This window comes from Ruegeria atlantica, assembly GCF_001458195.1.
In the GTDB taxonomy this organism is placed as follows: domain Bacteria; phylum Pseudomonadota; class Alphaproteobacteria; order Rhodobacterales; family Rhodobacteraceae; genus Ruegeria; species Ruegeria atlantica.
This window is the reverse complement of sequence record NZ_CYPU01000068.1, coordinates 60,639-76,013: the sequence shown is the minus strand read 5'-3', so window position 1 is coordinate 76,013 and position 15,375 is coordinate 60,639. Positions and strand designations below refer to the sequence as shown.

The following is a 15,375-nucleotide window of genomic DNA, read 5'->3' as shown; positions in this document are numbered from 1 at the left end:
GCTGCGTGGATGAACATTACGTGTTAATTTTTGTTTATGGCGGGATCTGAAAACAAAACCGTTCCCACAGGGCAAAGCGTCGAGGGCTTTTTGGCGGCTGTTCAACCGGCGAAGAAGGCAGATGATGCGCGGGCGTTGGATGCCCTCTTTCGGCACGCGACCGGGTTTGAACCTGTTATGTGGGGTGCGTCGATTGTGGGCTATGGTCGTTACCATTATCGCTACAAGTCCGGGCGCGAAGGAGAGTTTCTGGCAACCGGGTTTTCCCCGCGCAAAACGGCTCTGTCGATCTACATCATGCCCGGCTATGCAGATTTCGGGGATATTCTGTCACGACTGGGTAAACACAAGCTGGGCAAGTCCTGTCTCTATGTGAACAAGCTGGCGGATATTGACACGAATGTTCTGTCTGAACTGATCTGCGCCGGGTTAAAGGACTTGGATCGGCACTGGCCGGTCCAGCCGACCTGAACGCCTTTGCTGGACAATTGGCAAATCCTGTGACAAGAGCCGCGCCAACAGGAGACACCTATGACAACCACCCGTTTTGCCCCGTCGCCCACCGGTTACATCCACGTGGGCAACCTGCGCACCGCCTTGATGAACTATCTGATCGCCCGCAAAGCAGGCGGCACGTTCATCTTGCGGATTGACGACACCGATCCTGAGCGGTCGAAAGAAGAATATGTCGACGCCATCAAACAGGACATGGAGTGGCTGGGCCTGCACTGGGACCGGGTTGAACGTCAGTCGGATCGTCTGGACCGTTATGCCGAAGCCGCAGATAAACTGCGCGAGATGGGCCGGTTCTATGAGGCGTTTGAGACGCCCACCGAGTTGGACCTCAAGCGTAAGAAGCAACTGAACATGGGCAAGCCGCCGGTCTATGACCGCGCGGCGCTGAACCTCAGCGATGCTGAGAAAGAAGCGCTGCGGGCCGAGCGCGGCAGCGGCGTCTGGCGCTTCAAGCTGGATCACGAGCGGATCGAGTGGAATGACGGTATTTTGGGCGACATCTCGATCGATGCGGCATCTGTGTCCGATCCGGTTCTGATCCGTGGCGATGGTCAGGTTCTCTATACGATTGCGTCGGTGGTGGATGACACCGAAATGGGCGTCACCAATGTGGTGCGTGGCTCGGACCATGTGACCAACACCGCAACGCAGATTCAGATCATTGAGGCGCTGGGCGGCACCTGCCCGCGCTTTGCGCATCACTCGTTGTTGACCGGTCCGCAAGGAGAGGCACTGTCGAAGCGACTTGGCACGCTGGCTCTTCGTGATCTGCGTGAACAGGGCGTGCAGCCGATGGCGTTGCTGAGCCTGATGGCGCGTCTAGGCTCCTCCGACCCGGTTGAGCTGCGCTCGGAAATGGCGGAACTGATTGAAGGTTTCGATGTGAACCGTTTTGGGGCCGCGCCGACCAAGTTCGATGTGCAGGACCTGTTCCCGCTGACGGCAAAGCATCTGCAGTCCCTGCCTTTGGACGACGTGGCCGAGGCTGTGGCTGATGCTGGTGTTCCTGCCGATCTGGCCGAACCCTTCTGGGCGATGGCGCGCGAGAACATCACCACTTTGGCTGATCTCAAGGGCTGGTGGGAGCTGTGTCGCGATGGGGCTGAGCCGCTGATCGCGGATGAGGATCGTGACTTTATCGCCGAGGCGATGACCTTGCTGCCCGAAGGTCCGTTCGATGGCGAAACCTGGGGCAAATGGACCAGCACGGTCAAAGAAGCGACCGGCCGCAAGGGCAAGGGCCTGTTTATGCCGTTGCGCAAGGCGCTGACCGGCATGGAACGCGGGCCTGAGATGGCCACGTTGCTGCCCCTGCTGCAGGTGATCCGCGCGAAAGCCTGAGCGTTTTGTAGAAAATGAGGAAAGGCGGGTCATTCGATCCTGCCTTTTTCTATGCGTTTTGCACAATCCGGGCTGAGAGAATGCTGAGACGATCATCCACGAATTCAGCCTCAACCGATTTCAACTGTTGATGGCGCGGGTATCGGGGCTCGGCCCGGTCGTTCAGGATCGGCGCATCCCATCCATCTGTGGTGGCAAAGAAACGATCTGCACCCTCTTCACCAAATGCGCGCAGGTATCCCTGCACGACCACATCAATGTAACTCAGCAGCAATGGGTGGCGATTGCTTGGCGCGTTGTGCCGGTCGAGAGGTACAGCATAGACGGCAATCTCGACGTCGTGCTTTATCGGGTGCGTGACGGATTGTGTGGCGGGAATTCGGCTATAGGCCCACTCCCGTTCGTCTAGCGCGATCCAATCATTTTTCGGCACATGCGCAATCATGCCTTCGATCTCGGACGCGGGGTCCGAAACTGCCGTCAGAAATGCGACCGGTCGCAGGTCAGTGTGTCGCCAAGCGCGCCGCCAGCCTTTTAGCCGGGCAGGATGCGGATCGGGAAAGTCATGAGTCGAAAGGTTCACAAGGCTGCCGTAGCCAAAGAAATAGGGATCTGCCATGGGCCTGTGCGTCCTTTCCTGACGATTGATGTATGTCAAACCGCTTTTATGCCGGACATGCAATAAGTCTGCATCTTGAAACTTGGGAGGTCACGATGCGGATAACCAAACGGACGAACATTGCGGTACGGCTGCTGATGTATTGTGCAGCTCATCAGGATAGGCTGGTTACCAAGTCCGAGATTGCCGAAGTCTGCAATATTTCCAAGAACCATCTGGCGCAGGTCATCAATCAGCTTAGCCAGTTGGACTATCTGAGCACCCAACGCGGTCGTAACGGTGGTATGGTTCTGGCGCGTTCGGCCGAACAGATCCGGATCGGATCGGTGTTTCGTGATGTCGAAGGCGACCTGCCGCTGGCCGAGTGTTTTGCGGATGCCGACAACACCTGCCCATTGACGGATGCATGTCGATTGCGGATGGCGCTTCAGGACGCGGCTGAGGTGTTCTATGCCTCGCTGGACGAGATCACGCTGGACGCCCTGATCTGCGACAACGATCCTTTACTGCAGATCCTGCAACCGGTTACCTGCGCGCGTGCCGGTTAATCGCTGGCACGCAGGATGCGGGCTGGGCGGACGGCCAGGGGTCGCAGGGCAAAGATCAGCCCCGCGCCAAGCGTCACGATGATGCCCGCCAGAACAATTCCGATTGCGGACGGCCAGATCACCGAGAATTTCGTGTCGAAAATATAGGTGGCAACGGCCCACCCACCCAGGATGCCGGTCAGCAGCGCAACGCCACCTGCGGCCGTACCCAACAGCGCGGCGCGCAGGGCAAAGCTGAACAGGATGCGCTGCCGGTCCGCGCCCAGTGTCTTGAGGATCGCGGCCTCGTATCGGCGGGCGGGTTCCCCGGCCGCGGCAGCACCGATGAGGACCAAGAAGCCGGTCAGCAGAGAAATACCCGCGCCGTATGACGTTGCCGCTGCGATGCCCGCCAGCAGGCCCGAGACGCGGTCAATCGCGTCGCGCACCCGGATCGCCGTTATGTTGGGGAACTTCCCGGCCAAATCGCGCAGAATTTCCGTTTCGGCTTGTTCTTCGGCATAGACCGTCGCGATAAAGCTGTGCGGGGCACCTGCAAGGGCAGAGGGATTCATGGACATGATAAAGCCCATACCGGCGTTTGAGAAATCAACCTCGCGTGTTGATGTAAGTTCTGCGGTAATGTCCCGGCCCAAAATGTTCACGGTTAGTTGGTCGCCGAGCTTCAGGCCCATTTCTTCCGCCTCCTCGGCTGCGAAACTCACTTGTGGGGTACCGGTATAGTCATCGGCCCACCATTCGCCCGAGGTTATGCGCGCGTTTTCTGGTGGCAGGGCGGAATAGGTGACGCCCCGATCGCCATCCAGAACCCAATGATCGCCTGCCACTTCGCGGGCGGGTTTGCCGTTGATCTGTGTGATGATCCCGCGCAGCATCGGTGCGCTTTCGATCCGGCTGACGCCGGGGTCGGTGGTTAACCTGTCGTTAAAACCCGGCATTTGGTCCTTCTGGATGTCGACGAAAAAATAAGACGGGGCAACGTCCGGCAAGTCGCCGGAAATTGCATTGCGCAAAGTGCCGTCGATCTGTCCAACGGTCGCCAGAACCGAAAGCCCAAGACCCAGAGATAGTACAACGGATGCAGCGCCCTCTCGCGGGTCGGAAATGGCCGACAAGGCCCATCGAAGGGCCGGACGCCCGCGCGCTGATGGGGCGCTAAGCCGAGCCAGCCGGCGCACAGCATAGGCCGCAGCGGACAGCAGCAGCAACCCGCCCACTAAACCTCCGGCGGTCCAGAACGTCAGGCGCGCCGAGCCGCTGAACCAGGCAGCTGACGCGATCAGCAGCGCGAGGCCGAAACCAGTTGCGATGAGGTATACCCCTCGTGGAACCGCACGCGCCGAGGTCAAAGCATCCCGAAACAGGGTCGCTGCGCGAACGTCTTCGGTGCGGGCAAGGGGCCAGAGCGTGAACAGAAAGGCCGTCAGTAAACCGTACAACGCTGCTTCAGCAAGCGGCGCCGGATAAAATGAGAAAACCGCGGGTACAGGCAGCCGGGCTTCAATCAAGGGGGCCAGCAGCAGCGGTAGCAACCCGCCCAAGGCAAGGCCCAGCAAGATCCCGATCCCCGACAGGACACCGATCTGGATCATATAAGTTTGGAATATCGTCGCCTTGTCAGCGCCCAGTGTGCGCAGCGTCGCGATGGTCTCTGTCTTTTGGGACAGATAGGCACGCACGGCCGCCGATACTCCGATGCCGCCGACTGCAAGGCCTGATAACCCGACCAGAACCAGAAATGCGCTGAGCCGCCCGACAAACTCGGCAATGCCGGGCGCACCGTTGCGAGCATCAGTCCATCGCATACCGGTGCCCTCAAAATTCTGACGCGCTTCTACCGCTAGATCTTGCAGATCGGTTCCTGATGGCAAGGCCAGGCGGTATTTGGTGGAAAACAGAGTTCCCGGGGCCAACAGGCCGGATGCTTGCAAGTCTTCGGTCCGCACCAGCGTGCGAGGGCCCAGACCATAGCCATCTGCCGCCCCGTCCGGTTCATGGATCAATGCGGCGGTCAGGATGAATTCTTGCGTCCCCAGTGCAAAGCGATCTCCGACGAAAAGATCCAACCGGTCAATCAGCGACGGATCCATTACCGCGCCGGGAAGACCTTGATGTGTCCCTAAAGCCGCCGACAGCGGCATTGCAGGCTTCAAAACCGGAGATCCCAACAAAGGGTAGGTGTCGTCGACTGATTTAACCTGTGTCAGCGCGCGTTGCGTTTCAGCGTCCTGATCGGCAACGGCCATTGAGCGAAAATCGACCACTTCAGAGACAGCTGTTCCGGTCTGGTCCATCCAGGCGCGTTCGTCATTTGTAGCAAACCGGTAGGTGAATTCCAGTTGCGCATCCCCACCCAACAGGGCCGCCCCTTCCTCGGCCAATCCAGCCTGGATCGCGTGGCGCACCGACCCAACTGCTGCGATTGCTGCGACACCCAGCGCAAGACACGCGAGGAAAACGCGAAACCCACGCAGCCCACCCCGAAGTTCACGGCGTGCCAGCCGCCCGGCCAGCCGAAGGCTCATTCCGCGGCCTTTTGCTGGCTGTCTTCCGAAATCCGCCCGTCGCGCAAGCGCACAACCCGATCGCACCTGCGCGCCAGACTATGACTATGGGTTACAAGCACCAGAGTGGCACCGTGTTTGTCGCGCAGGCCGAACAATAGATCGACGATCGCCGCGCCGTTCGTTTCGTCCAGATTTCCTGTTGGCTCATCCGCCAGCAAAATCTGCGGACGCGGTGCGGCGGCGCGGGCCAGTGCAACGCGTTGTTGTTCGCCGCCTGACAATTGCGCCGGATAATGATCGCGGCGATGCGACAGGCCTACCGCGTCAAGTTCTGCCGCGGCGCGTCGAAACGCATCCTTGTGTCCGGCCAATTCCAGCGGCGTGGCCACGTTTTCCAGGGCAGTCATGGTTGGGATCAGATGGAAGTTCTGAAAGACGACCCCCATCGCATTGCGTCTGAAACGGGCCAGAGAATCCTCATCCATGCCAGTCAGATCCTGGCCAAGGGCTGTGATCTTGCCTGCGCTTGCCTGTTCCAACCCGCCCATCAGCATCAGCAGCGAGGATTTACCGGACCCGGACGGCCCGACAAGCCCGAGCGTTTCGCCTTTTGCGACGGTCAGGGTAATATCGTGCAGGATATTGACCCGGCCGGCATTGCCATCCAGCGACAAAGCGGCATTTTGAAGCGAAAGAACAGGTGTCGTCATAGGTACTTCCAAAAGGAGGCGGTCATTTTGGGATATGGAGTGGTTCAAAAAATGCGCAAGGCTCTGATGGCTTTACTGTTTGCGTGTTGCGGCTTTGCCGCCACAGCGGAACCGTTGGTTATCGCGGCCCTCGGGGACTCGCTGACACAAGGATACGGGCTGCCGGAACAGGACGGGTTCGTACCACAATTGGATCAATGGCTAAAGGATCAGGGCGCAGATGTGCAATTGATCAATGCCGGAGTATCCGGGGATACAACTGCGGGCGGCGCGGCGCGTGTCGATTGGACACTGACACCTGACGTGGACGCGATGATTGTGGCGCTGGGCGGCAATGACCTGCTGCGCGGTATCGACCCGGCTGTGTCGCGCGCGCACCTTGAGACAATCGTAACCTCCGCCCGGGCGGCGGAGGTTGAGGTTTTGCTGATCGGAATGCAGGCACCGGGGAATTACGGGGTCGATTACAAGCAGGCATTTGATGCGATGTACCCGGATCTGGCCAAGGCATATCAACTTGTGTTTGCAGAAAGTTTTTTTGAAGGGTTGCAGCCAAACGGCGACCCGAACGCTGTCCGGCAGTTCATGCAACCGGATGGAATTCACCCCAACAAAGAAGGCGTGGCGCGGATCGTAGCAGCGCTTGGGCCTTACGTGTTGGAGTTGGTCGAAACCTCGGCCAAGCAGGATTGAGAAGATGCCCGGGCGATTTTTTCTGACACGGCCAATGTCTGAGATCGCCCAGACACTGAACGTCCGATGTGATGTGGACCTGCAGCCGCTGCGAAAAAACATTCAACCGGGTCAGGAATTGATCGTCCTGACTGCCCACGGCCTGACACCCATGCGATGGGGCGTGATCCCGGTTGGGCGCGTCAATGCGCGCGGTCGGCCTGTGATGGAAACTATAATCAACGCCCGGTCCGAAACCGTCTTTGACAAAACCGCCTTCGACGGCGTTGGCCGGGCCGTGGTTCCGATGGACGGGTGGTACGAGTGGACGGGTGAAAAACGTCGAAAAACCGCATGGCGCATCACCTCAGCGAATGGTTCACCTCTGTTCTTGGCTGCGATCACCGACAGTTGGCAGGCTCCGGGCGGTTTGCGTGTTGACCAATTTGCGGCTGTGACCTGCCCACCAAATGCCGATCTGGAGCCGATACACCATCGAATGGGCGTCCTGCTGGACCCTGCCGACATTCAGACATGGGTTACTGGAACCGAGAACGGCGCCAAGGCGCTGGCGCAGCCTTGGCCTGACGGGTTGTTGCAGATCGAAGAGGCGACGGACGTCGACTGGTCCGGGCCGTGACCGCCTCAGACCACCGTGACCACAGTTCCGACCGGTACACGCTCATACAAGTCGATGACATGAGCGTTCAGCATCCGAATGCATCCGTTTGAGGCCGCGCGCCCGATGGTTTGCGGCTGCGTCGTGCCGTGGATACGGAAATAGGTGTCGACCCCATTCTGAAACAGGTAGAGCGCGCGTGCCCCCAGAGGGTTACCATCACCGCCCGGTTGAACATAATCATTGTCCTTGAATTTAGCGTAAGTCAGCGGTTCACGTTCGATCATCTCGTTCGTGGGGCGCCAGGTCGGCCACTCTTTCTTGACGTCGATCGTGGCTGTGCCGGTGAATTCCAGACCTGCCTTGCCAACGCCGCACCCATAGCGGATCGCCTTGCGCGGTTCTGTGATGAGATACAGGTAGAAGGACCGTGGCGCGACCAGAAGCTGCCCCGGCAGAAATTGTTTCTTGACCCGAACGAACTGGGGCGTGGGGTCGTATTCAACGGCTTTCTTCTTGGCCGAAGCAATACCGGGTGTCAGGCCAGCGGCAGCAGATGCTGCAAGGAAAGTGCGACGTGTGAACATATCGGTTCTCTTAAGGACAACAGGAAAATCGTAAACCAGTGTCGGAATGATAACCGATCTGGTCAATCATCTGCCAAGAGTAATCGTATTGTGATGTAATCGCAGGGACACACTTGTGTTGCAGTTTTGTCTCGCGTGATGTGAAAAGGGCAGAGGTGACCTCTGCCCTTTCATGGCCTTAGGCCAGTGCGATATCGTCGGCGCTTTCGCGGCCGTCACGACCAGCGCGCAGCTCGTACGTGACTTTCTGGTTGTCGGCCAGACCGGTCAGGCCCGAACGCTCGACAGCCGAGATGTGAACGAAAATGTCTTTGCCGCCATCCTCAGGTGCGATAAAGCCAAAACCTTTGGTGGTGTTGAACCATTTTACGGTGCCTGTGGGCATATCCGTTGTCTCCTGTTTAGTGCTGCCCACGGAGTTGCGGCAGCCCGGCGTCGTTGTCTGTATCGATAGACTGAGCGCCGGAAACGGTGACAGTGGGTCGAAATAGAAAAACGTAAGCCCCATTGATATGGCATCGGGGTGGGCGTGTGACAAGGGATTTTGTGCGTTTCGTACAAGGGTTTGAGGGCCAGTTTCCCGATTTGCACAAGAATCCGCCGACGGGTTTGGTTATTGGCTCAGCGGCCATTGATAAGGTAAAGCTATGCGATCGGGGCGCTGGATGGGCATTTAGAAACCTTTGACCAAGCTTGTGATCAGGTTGCGGCATGACGAGTTACTGCCGCATCCGAATGCCCGGAGTCAGGTACATTCCCACCGTGTCTCTGGCCGATCGATCATCGGAGCAGTTAGTGCACGAGGTGGCACATTTGCGGGCGGCCTTTGTGATGACGCAGAGAGAGCGGCCATTCTGGTGTGATGCGTTTATTGTGTTGCCCGATCATCTGCACGCGGTTTGGACCTTGCCAACGGGGATGCGGATAATTCCACACGGTGGTGGTTAATAAAAAGTCGCTTTGTGTGGGGCGTCGGCGCGTTTGGCCCGCGGAGTGGGTCGAAAGTTGTCAAACAGGAACGTGGGTATTGGCAACGCAGGTTTTGGGAGCACTGGATCCGTGATGGACGAGATTATCGCAATCACATGGCATATTGCTGGGTTAATCCCATCAAACACGGATTCGTAAACCATCCAACCCATTGGCCATGTTAGCCGATGTACCGCGATATTCGTGCGGGTCGGGTTGATCTGGAATGAAGAGGCTGCGTCACCAAAAGGGAGCTTGGGGGACCGTAGGGTCGGTGAATTCCCCCATCCTTTTTATAGTTGGATTCTTTAATACTGAGGAATGAAGGCTGCGAGCACCCATCCCGCGCTGCCGAAAAACCTCAGTTTAGAATCCAGACAATCCGCAAAAGAAGCACCCAAAACTATCAGCAATAAATAGTGTCGTAACGTCACAATTGGGGCAGCGGCATGAGCTTTAGCTCGCAAAGCCGCATCACAAAATGACTTTTTGACGGGCTATTCAAAAATGATGCGGAGCGCGGTTTTCTTCCCCGTTGGCGCTTGATCTTTCTTTCATAAGTACGCTGCACCGCTGCGGGTGGCCACTCACGGAAACACGGTCCTTGAGCCGACGTCCACCGCACGCTCGGATCGGCCCGCAGCGGAACATTGCAACGAATATTCAGTTTCAAACAATTTCGAGAAACCCAACACGCACGGGGAAAGATATGTTTTTCAAGTCGATCCTAGACCATATTTTCAAGTCAGCGGAGCAGGCAAATTCGATGCCCAAAGAGCTTGCCGGGAAAACGCAAATTGCAAATTCTGGAGCGGTTAACAAAAAAGAACTGACTGTGCTTTTTGGAGATGTTCTGAACGAGAAACAGGTTGGGATTGGTGAAAACCAACAGCCAGTCGACCAGTCGCGAAAGTAACTGATTTCCGCCGGCTGTTGTAAGGCACAGATCAAGAATGCGCGGACAACCTGACTTATGTTGTGAGAGGCTGAACTCTGACCGGCCGCTTGAGGCTCACAAGTGGTCTGGAGAAGCTGAGAAAGATAGCAGCACGCACCGGTCAAACCGTATTACCGATATCTACGCTGCTACTCACTCCAAACAGGCTATTCGAGGCCCGGAATCACATCCGTAGGTTCCGGGCTTCAAACAAAGTTTTTACCGCGCAAACTTCTTATGCTTCAACCGCTTGGGCTCCAGCGCGTCCGGTCCCAGGCGGCGCTTTTTGTCCTCTTCGTAGTCTTCGAAGTTGCCCTCGAACCATTCCACATGCGCATCGCCCTCGAAGGCCAGAATATGCGTGCAGATGCGGTCGAGGAAAAAGCGGTCGTGCGAGATGACCACGGCGCAGCCGGCGAAATCGACCAGAGCGTCTTCCAACGCACGCAGGGTTTCGACGTCCAGATCGTTGGTGGGTTCGTCGAGTAGCAGAACGTTGCCGCCCTCTTTCAGCAGGCGGGCCATGTGGACGCGGTTGCGCTCACCACCCGACAGCAGCGAGACTTTTTTCTGCTGATCGCCGCCCTTGAAGTTGAAGGACGAGCAGTAGGCGCGGGAATTGACCTGCGCATCTCCTAGCTGGATGATCTCTGCGCCGCCGGTGATCGCTTCCCACACGGTGTCGTTGTCCTTGAGGTCGTCGCGGGACTGGTCGACATAAGACAGCTCGACCGTGTCGCCCAGGGTGATGGTGCCGCTGTCGGGCTGTTCCTGCCCGGTGAGCATCTTGAACAGGGTCGATTTACCGGCGCCGTTGGGGCCGATGACACCGACGATGCCGCCGGGGGGCAAGGCGAAGTCCAGACCTTCGATCAGTTGCTTGTCACCCATGTGTTTCGACAGGCCCTCGACCTCGATCACCTTGCCGCCAAGGCGCTGGCCGTTGGGGATGACAATCTGGGCGCGGGTCAACTTTTCGCGTTCGGACTGGTCTGCCAGCTCGTTATAGGCGTTGATCCGGGCCTTGGATTTGGCCTGACGGGCCTTCTGGCCCTGACGCATCCATTCCAGTTCGCGCTGCAGGGTCTTCTGCTTGGACTTGTCCTCGCGGGCTTCCTGCTCCAACCGTTTGGCCTTTTGTTCCAGCCATGCGGAATAGTTGCCCTCGTAAGGCAGACCCCGACCACGGTCGAGTTCAAGGATCCAGCCGGTGATGCTGTCCAGGAAATAGCGGTCGTGGGTGACGATCAGGATGGTGCCCTTGTAGTCGATTAGGTGTTGCTGCAGCCAGGCGATGGTTTCGGCGTCCAAGTGGTTGGTCGGTTCATCGAGCAGCAGCATGTCGGGGGCCTGCAGCAGCAGTTTGCAGAGCGCGACGCGGCGTTTCTCACCGCCCGAAAGGTTGGCGATGTTGGCGTCGTCGGCCGGGCAGCGCAGCGCCTCCATCGAGACGTCGATCTGGCTGTCGAGGTCCCAGAGGTTCTGGCTGTCGATCTCGTCCTGCAGCTTCGCCATCTCATCAGCGGTTTCGTCGCTGTAGTTCATCGCCAGTTCGTTATAGCGATCAAGGATCGCCTTCTTTTCGGCCACGCCCAGCATGACGTTTTCACGAACGCTGAGGGTTTCATCCAATTTCGGTTCCTGCGGCAGATAGCCGACCTTGGCACCCTCTGCGGCCCAGGCCTCGCCGGTGAAGTCCTTGTCGAGGCCCGCCATGATCTTCATCAGCGTCGATTTACCGGCGCCGTTGACGCCGACAACACCGATTTTCACACCGGGCAGAAAGCTCAGGTGGATGTTTTCAAAGCACTTTTTGCCACCGGGATAGGTCTTGGAGACACCCTGCATGTGGTAGACATATTGATAGGCGGCCATGTCGCGTCCTCTGGGTCGGGGAAATCAAGTTGGGCGGTGTGATAGCGGATGGTTGGGATGGGGGCAATCATGAACAATCAGGCCGGATGAAGCCGTCTGCACAGTTTGCAGGGACGTAGTGCCCAGTGGTTAAAACCAGCGGGTTCCAGGTGCTAGGGATTTCCTCTGTAAGGATTGCTGTGTACACACAACCCAAACGGGAGATTGGCAAATGAAGATGAGCAGTTATGTGATAATTTCGATGGCTTTTTTTGCTTTCGGGGCGATCAGTTCAATGGCGGCTCGTGCTGAAAATTTGCCGGACTGCAAGGCGTACAAAGACGCAGCTTATTGCTCAACATACAATGTGGCGCAGATGTCGACGTCTTAAATCGAAGGGGATGATTTTGCTTCTGCAGGTATTTTGACTATGCTTAGTGTTTCGAATAGGTCAGATCACGTTATAAGGTACTATGTTGCCTTTAAGTTCTTTCAATCACTTGCAAATATCGAGGAAAAGTTCGCACTGACCGAAGACTGCCAACAGCTCAAAAAGTCACTTTTGCACCAGATGCTTAAATATGTAGCTTTGACTGGTGATGAGATCAGAGCTCAAGTCTATTTGGCATACTTGGAATTTTTCATCGAACCGAAGGTGGAATTGCCAAAGAGCGTTAATTATCCTCAGATTGAATGGAAGCAGCAGTCAGCGGATTCCAAGCTTCATGTTAAATGTATTGTCGAAAGTGACGTTCCGTTTTTGCCGCTGAAAGAGATTGCTGAATCCGCCGAATTCAAAACATGTATGAACGGATAAACCGGAGGTTATTTGTCCCTGAGTGTATTGATATCCAACTGGTGCAAACCTGGCCGTATTGGCTGGATCGGTCTGCGACCTGAGCGTCGTGCGGAGATGTTCGCGGTTGAGGAGGGCATGATCTCCACCAATGGGCTTGATGGCGACCGGGGCCGCGCAGGCAAGCGGGCGGTGACGCTGATCCAGCAGGAGCATCTGGTGGCGATTGGGTCATATCTTGGGCAGGGGCCGGTTAATCCGGACATCCTGCGTCGCAATCTGGTGGTGTCAGGGATCAATCTGGCGGCGCTCAAGGGGCGTGAGGTGCAGGTAGGCGAGGCCGTTCTGCGTTTTACCATTATCTGCGCGCCGTGCAGCCGGATGGAGGAGGCGCTGGGCAAAGGCGGCTATTCCGCTGTGCGGGGGCATGGTGGGTGGTGCGCCGAGATGATGCGGCCGGGGCAGGTCACGTTGGGCGATGAGGTTCGACCGATTGATTGACAACGTTGACCAGTTCTGAACATCAGCAAGGCATGGATCGTTTTAGTATTCCATACGCGCGGCCCGGGCAGGTCATTGGGCTGTTCGGAGGGTCGTTTGACCCGCCGCACCAGGGGCATGTGCATGTCACGCTTGAGGCGATGAAGGCGTTTGGACTGGATCGGGTGTGGTGGCTGGTGTCTCCGGGCAACCCTTTGAAGGCGCGGGGGCCTGCGCCGCTTGCGCAGCGAATGGCGGCGGCGCGCGGGCTGATGCAACACCCTGGGGTTGAGGTGACGGATATCGAGACGCTCACCAGGACGCGCGCAACAGCGGAAACGTTGGCCGAACTGCGGCGTCTTTATCCCAAAGTGCGGTTTGTCTGGATCATGGGCGCGGATAATCTGGCGCAGTTCCATAAGTGGAAGAATTGGCGGTTGATCATGGACAGCGTGCCTGTCGGTGTGATTGCGCGCCCCGGCGACCGGATTTCTGCGCGAATGTCCCCTGCTGCGCGGCTTTACGCCAAGTACCGCATAGATGGGCAGGCGCGGCGTCTGCTGGGCCGCTCCGATGCGCCCGCGTGGTGTTTCGTGAACGTACCGATGGTCGATGTCAGTTCGAGCCAAATCCGGGAGCGCGGTGGCTGGGGCGCTGGGGTGTTGCCGGAATAGCCCCATGCGCGCATAATCCATATCTGTGGTTGTGCGCATTTAATCTGTGAGATTTTATTCGACTTATGACTGATCGATTTTCTCGACGTGGATTTTTAGCAGGGCTGGGGGCGGCTTTGATCCCCTCTGCTGTGCTGGCCGAGGCGCCTTTGGTCTCGTTGCGCCCTCAATTGCGCGGCGACGTACCGACCGGGGTCGAGCGGCTTGTCCAAGCGGCCGGGTTGCGTGGTGAGGTGGTGTTCGCGGTGGCGGATGCAACAACGGGCACGCAGCTGGAAGAGTACAGTGGCAATCAGGGGCTGCCGCCGGCAAGCGTTGCCAAGGCGCTGACAGCTCTTTATGCGTTGGATGTCTTGGGGTCGGACTACCGGTTCGAGACCGCCCTGATGGCGGATGGACCGATCGAAAATGGTATCCTGAAAGGTGACTTGATCCTTATGGGAGGTGGCGACCCGCTGCTGGACACCGATGCGTTGGCCAATATGGCGGCGAATTTGCGTGAGGCTGGGATTTCCGAGGTTCAGGGTGCGTTCAAGGTTTATGAGGGGGCGCTGCCTTATGTGTTCAGCATCGATCCGGGGCAGCCGGATCATCTGGGCTATAGCCCTTCCATCAGTGGCATATCGTTGAATTTCAACCGGGTGCACTTTGAGTGGAAACGTGATGGTACCCGTTATGACGTATCCATGGATGCGCGCAGCGCGCGGTATAAACCGTCGGTCGATGTGGCCTCTATGCAGATTGAGAAACGAAAAGCGCCTATCTACACCTATGAATCCAGCGCGCGGCAGGACCGCTGGACCGTGGCGCAAGGGGCGCTTGGGACTGGTGGGGCACGGTGGTTGCCAGTGCGCAAGCCTGCGCTTTATGCGGGGGATGTGTTCAGGACGCTGGCACGCGCGAATGGGATCCAGTTGGGTCGCGTACAGGTCATGCGCGAAGCCCCGCATGGAACCCTGCTTGTGGTGCATCACAGTGATCCGCTGGACAGTATCTTGCGCGGCATGTTGAAGTACTCGACCAACCTGACGGCTGAGATGGTTGGTATGGCGGCCTCGCAAGCGCGCGGTGCAAATCTGCAAACCTTGGCGGATTCTGCGGCCGAGATGAACCGTTGGGCAACCGAGAAATTTGGCGTGACGGGGATCGCAATGGTGGACCACTCGGGTCTAAGCGATGCGTCCCGAATGGCACCGGGCGCTTTGGTGACAGCACTGGTCGCGGCGAAACAGGCGGGCGCATTGAAACCATTGCTGAAAAAATTCACCCTTGCGGACAGTCAGGGACGGCCTGTCAAAGATCACCCGATCAAGGTCGATGCCAAGACCGGTACGCTGAATTTTGTTTCTGGTCTTGGCGGCTTCATCACAACGCCGGACGGCTCCGAATTGGCCTTTGCCATTTTCACCGCCGATGTCGACCATCGGGCCACGATCCCGCGCGCGCAGCGCGAACGACCGAAAGGCGCGCGAAGCTGGAACAATCGCTCGCGCAAACTCCAGCGCGCTCTGATCGAGCGCTGGGGGTCTATGGCCAGAAGCTAAGA

17 protein-coding genes are annotated in these 15,375 nt (G+C 57.7%); 11 read left to right on the top strand and 6 right to left on the bottom strand.

Annotation, left to right across the window (positions count from 1 at the left end; all coding sequences use genetic code 11):
• The first annotated feature begins 36 nt into the window (after positions 1 to 36).
• Together RUA4292_RS17330 and gltX are read left to right on the top strand one after the other, a co-directional pair.
• On the top strand, positions 37 to 471 hold the full coding sequence (locus RUA4292_RS17330) for a DUF1801 domain-containing protein (RefSeq protein WP_058278731.1): 435 nt from the start codon (positions 37 to 39) through the stop codon (positions 469 to 471).
• Between the two features lie 60 nt (positions 472 to 531).
• Entirely contained in the window at positions 532 to 1,857 is a 1,326-nt protein-coding gene (gltX, locus tag RUA4292_RS17325; RefSeq protein WP_058278730.1) for a glutamate--tRNA ligase, read from the top strand.
• Between the two features lie 49 nt (positions 1,858 to 1,906).
• Here the strand turns inward: gltX and RUA4292_RS17320 are convergent, their stop codons facing one another.
• Positions 1,907 to 2,476, bottom strand: a complete 570-nt coding sequence (locus RUA4292_RS17320; RefSeq protein WP_058278729.1) for a gamma-glutamylcyclotransferase family protein — start codon at positions 2,474 to 2,476, stop codon at positions 1,907 to 1,909.
• A gap of 95 nt (positions 2,477 to 2,571) precedes the next feature.
• Here RUA4292_RS17320 and RUA4292_RS17315 point away from each other — a divergent pair, with 95 nt between their 5' ends.
• A complete protein-coding gene (locus RUA4292_RS17315) occupies positions 2,572 to 3,024 on the top strand; it encodes an RrF2 family transcriptional regulator (RefSeq protein WP_058278901.1) in 453 nt (150 codons plus the stop codon).
• Here the strand turns inward: RUA4292_RS17315 and RUA4292_RS17310 are convergent.
• A complete protein-coding gene (locus tag RUA4292_RS17310) occupies positions 3,021 to 5,549 on the bottom strand; it encodes an ABC transporter permease (RefSeq protein WP_058278728.1) in 2,529 nt (842 codons plus the stop codon). The genes RUA4292_RS17315 and RUA4292_RS17310 overlap by 4 nt on opposite strands.
• On the bottom strand, positions 5,546 to 6,241 hold the full coding sequence (locus tag RUA4292_RS17305; protein WP_058278727.1) for an ABC transporter ATP-binding protein: 696 nt from the start codon (positions 6,239 to 6,241) through the stop codon (positions 5,546 to 5,548). Before RUA4292_RS17305 ends, RUA4292_RS17310 begins: the two co-directional genes overlap by 4 nt.
• A 51-nt stretch (positions 6,242 to 6,292) precedes the next feature.
• Here RUA4292_RS17305 and RUA4292_RS17300 point away from each other — a divergent pair, with 51 nt between their 5' ends.
• Positions 6,293 to 6,934 carry an arylesterase gene (locus tag RUA4292_RS17300; RefSeq protein WP_058278726.1) on the top strand — a complete coding sequence of 214 codons (642 nt, stop codon included), beginning with the start codon at positions 6,293 to 6,295 and terminating at the stop codon, positions 6,932 to 6,934.
• 4 nt (positions 6,935 to 6,938) lie between these two features.
• Positions 6,939 to 7,553: an SOS response-associated peptidase gene (locus RUA4292_RS17295; RefSeq protein WP_058278725.1), complete on the top strand. Its 615-nt coding sequence runs from the start codon at positions 6,939 to 6,941 to the stop codon at positions 7,551 to 7,553.
• Positions 7,554 to 7,558: 5 nt separating this feature from the next.
• Here RUA4292_RS17295 and RUA4292_RS17290 read toward each other — a convergent pair whose 3' ends face one another.
• Positions 7,559 to 8,119 (bottom strand): L,D-transpeptidase, encoded by a 561-nt coding sequence (locus tag RUA4292_RS17290; protein WP_058278724.1) that lies wholly within the window; start codon positions 8,117 to 8,119, stop codon positions 7,559 to 7,561.
• A gap of 178 nt (positions 8,120 to 8,297) precedes the next feature.
• On the bottom strand, positions 8,298 to 8,504 hold the full coding sequence (locus RUA4292_RS17285) for a cold-shock protein (protein WP_058273677.1): 207 nt from the start codon (positions 8,502 to 8,504) through the stop codon (positions 8,298 to 8,300).
• A 577-nt stretch (positions 8,505 to 9,081) separates the two neighbouring features.
• Here RUA4292_RS17285 and RUA4292_RS25725 point away from each other — a divergent pair.
• Together RUA4292_RS25725 and RUA4292_RS17280 are read left to right on the top strand one after the other, a co-directional pair.
• A complete protein-coding gene (locus RUA4292_RS25725) occupies positions 9,082 to 9,273 on the top strand; it encodes a hypothetical protein (RefSeq protein WP_442475953.1) in 192 nt (63 codons plus the stop codon).
• A gap of 524 nt (positions 9,274 to 9,797) precedes the next feature.
• Positions 9,798 to 10,004: a hypothetical protein gene (locus RUA4292_RS17280; RefSeq protein WP_058278723.1), complete on the top strand. Its 207-nt coding sequence runs from the start codon at positions 9,798 to 9,800 to the stop codon at positions 10,002 to 10,004.
• A gap of 240 nt (positions 10,005 to 10,244) precedes the next feature.
• Here the strand turns inward: RUA4292_RS17280 and ettA are convergent, their stop codons facing one another.
• A complete protein-coding gene (gene ettA / locus RUA4292_RS17275) occupies positions 10,245 to 11,900 on the bottom strand; it encodes an energy-dependent translational throttle protein EttA (RefSeq protein WP_058278722.1) in 1,656 nt (551 codons plus the stop codon).
• Positions 11,901 to 12,450: 550 nt separating this feature from the next.
• Here ettA and RUA4292_RS24845 point away from each other — a divergent pair.
• From RUA4292_RS24845 to dacB, 4 genes are all read left to right on the top strand, one after another.
• Entirely contained in the window at positions 12,451 to 12,696 is a 246-nt protein-coding gene (locus RUA4292_RS24845) for a hypothetical protein (RefSeq protein ID WP_158507062.1), read from the top strand.
• Between the two features lie 12 nt (positions 12,697 to 12,708).
• A complete protein-coding gene (locus RUA4292_RS17265) occupies positions 12,709 to 13,176 on the top strand; it encodes an MOSC domain-containing protein (RefSeq protein WP_233493486.1) in 468 nt (155 codons plus the stop codon).
• Positions 13,177 to 13,208: 32 nt separating this feature from the next.
• Positions 13,209 to 13,829, top strand: coding sequence for a nicotinate-nucleotide adenylyltransferase (locus RUA4292_RS17260; RefSeq protein ID WP_058278720.1), 621 nt, complete (start codon positions 13,209 to 13,211; stop codon positions 13,827 to 13,829).
• A gap of 65 nt (positions 13,830 to 13,894) precedes the next feature.
• On the top strand, positions 13,895 to 15,373 hold the full coding sequence (gene dacB / locus RUA4292_RS17255; protein WP_058278719.1) for a D-alanyl-D-alanine carboxypeptidase/D-alanyl-D-alanine endopeptidase: 1,479 nt from the start codon (positions 13,895 to 13,897) through the stop codon (positions 15,371 to 15,373).
• Positions 15,374 to 15,375 lie beyond the last annotated feature (2 nt).

What these genes read in the sequence shown, in the direction of transcription:
- RUA4292_RS17330 (WP_058278731.1), top strand. Translation starts at nt 37, where the DNA reads ATGGCGGGATCTGAAAACAAAACCGTTCCCACAGGGCAAAGCGTCGAG.
- gltX (WP_058278730.1), top strand. Translation starts at nt 532, where the DNA reads ATGACAACCACCCGTTTTGCCCCGTCGCCCACCGGTTACATCCACGTG.
- RUA4292_RS17320 (WP_058278729.1), bottom strand. Translation starts at nt 2,476, where the DNA reads ATGGCAGATCCCTATTTCTTTGGCTACGGCAGCCTTGTGAACCTTTCG.
- RUA4292_RS17315 (WP_058278901.1), top strand. Translation starts at nt 2,572, where the DNA reads ATGCGGATAACCAAACGGACGAACATTGCGGTACGGCTGCTGATGTAT.
- RUA4292_RS17310 (WP_058278728.1), bottom strand. Translation starts at nt 5,549, where the DNA reads ATGAGCCTTCGGCTGGCCGGGCGGCTGGCACGCCGTGAACTTCGGGGT.
- RUA4292_RS17305 (WP_058278727.1), bottom strand. Translation starts at nt 6,241, where the DNA reads ATGACGACACCTGTTCTTTCGCTTCAAAATGCCGCTTTGTCGCTGGAT.
- RUA4292_RS17300 (WP_058278726.1), top strand. Translation starts at nt 6,293, where the DNA reads ATGCGCAAGGCTCTGATGGCTTTACTGTTTGCGTGTTGCGGCTTTGCC.
- RUA4292_RS17295 (WP_058278725.1), top strand. Translation starts at nt 6,939, where the DNA reads ATGCCCGGGCGATTTTTTCTGACACGGCCAATGTCTGAGATCGCCCAG.
- RUA4292_RS17290 (WP_058278724.1), bottom strand. Translation starts at nt 8,119, where the DNA reads ATGTTCACACGTCGCACTTTCCTTGCAGCATCTGCTGCCGCTGGCCTG.
- RUA4292_RS17285 (WP_058273677.1), bottom strand. Translation starts at nt 8,504, where the DNA reads ATGCCCACAGGCACCGTAAAATGGTTCAACACCACCAAAGGTTTTGGC.
- RUA4292_RS17280 (WP_058278723.1), top strand. Translation starts at nt 9,798, where the DNA reads ATGTTTTTCAAGTCGATCCTAGACCATATTTTCAAGTCAGCGGAGCAG.
- ettA (WP_058278722.1), bottom strand. Translation starts at nt 11,900, where the DNA reads ATGGCCGCCTATCAATATGTCTACCACATGCAGGGTGTCTCCAAGACC.
- RUA4292_RS24845 (WP_158507062.1), top strand. Translation starts at nt 12,451, where the DNA reads ATGCTTAAATATGTAGCTTTGACTGGTGATGAGATCAGAGCTCAAGTC.
- RUA4292_RS17260 (WP_058278720.1), top strand. Translation starts at nt 13,209, where the DNA reads ATGGATCGTTTTAGTATTCCATACGCGCGGCCCGGGCAGGTCATTGGG.
- dacB (WP_058278719.1), top strand. Translation starts at nt 13,895, where the DNA reads ATGACTGATCGATTTTCTCGACGTGGATTTTTAGCAGGGCTGGGGGCG.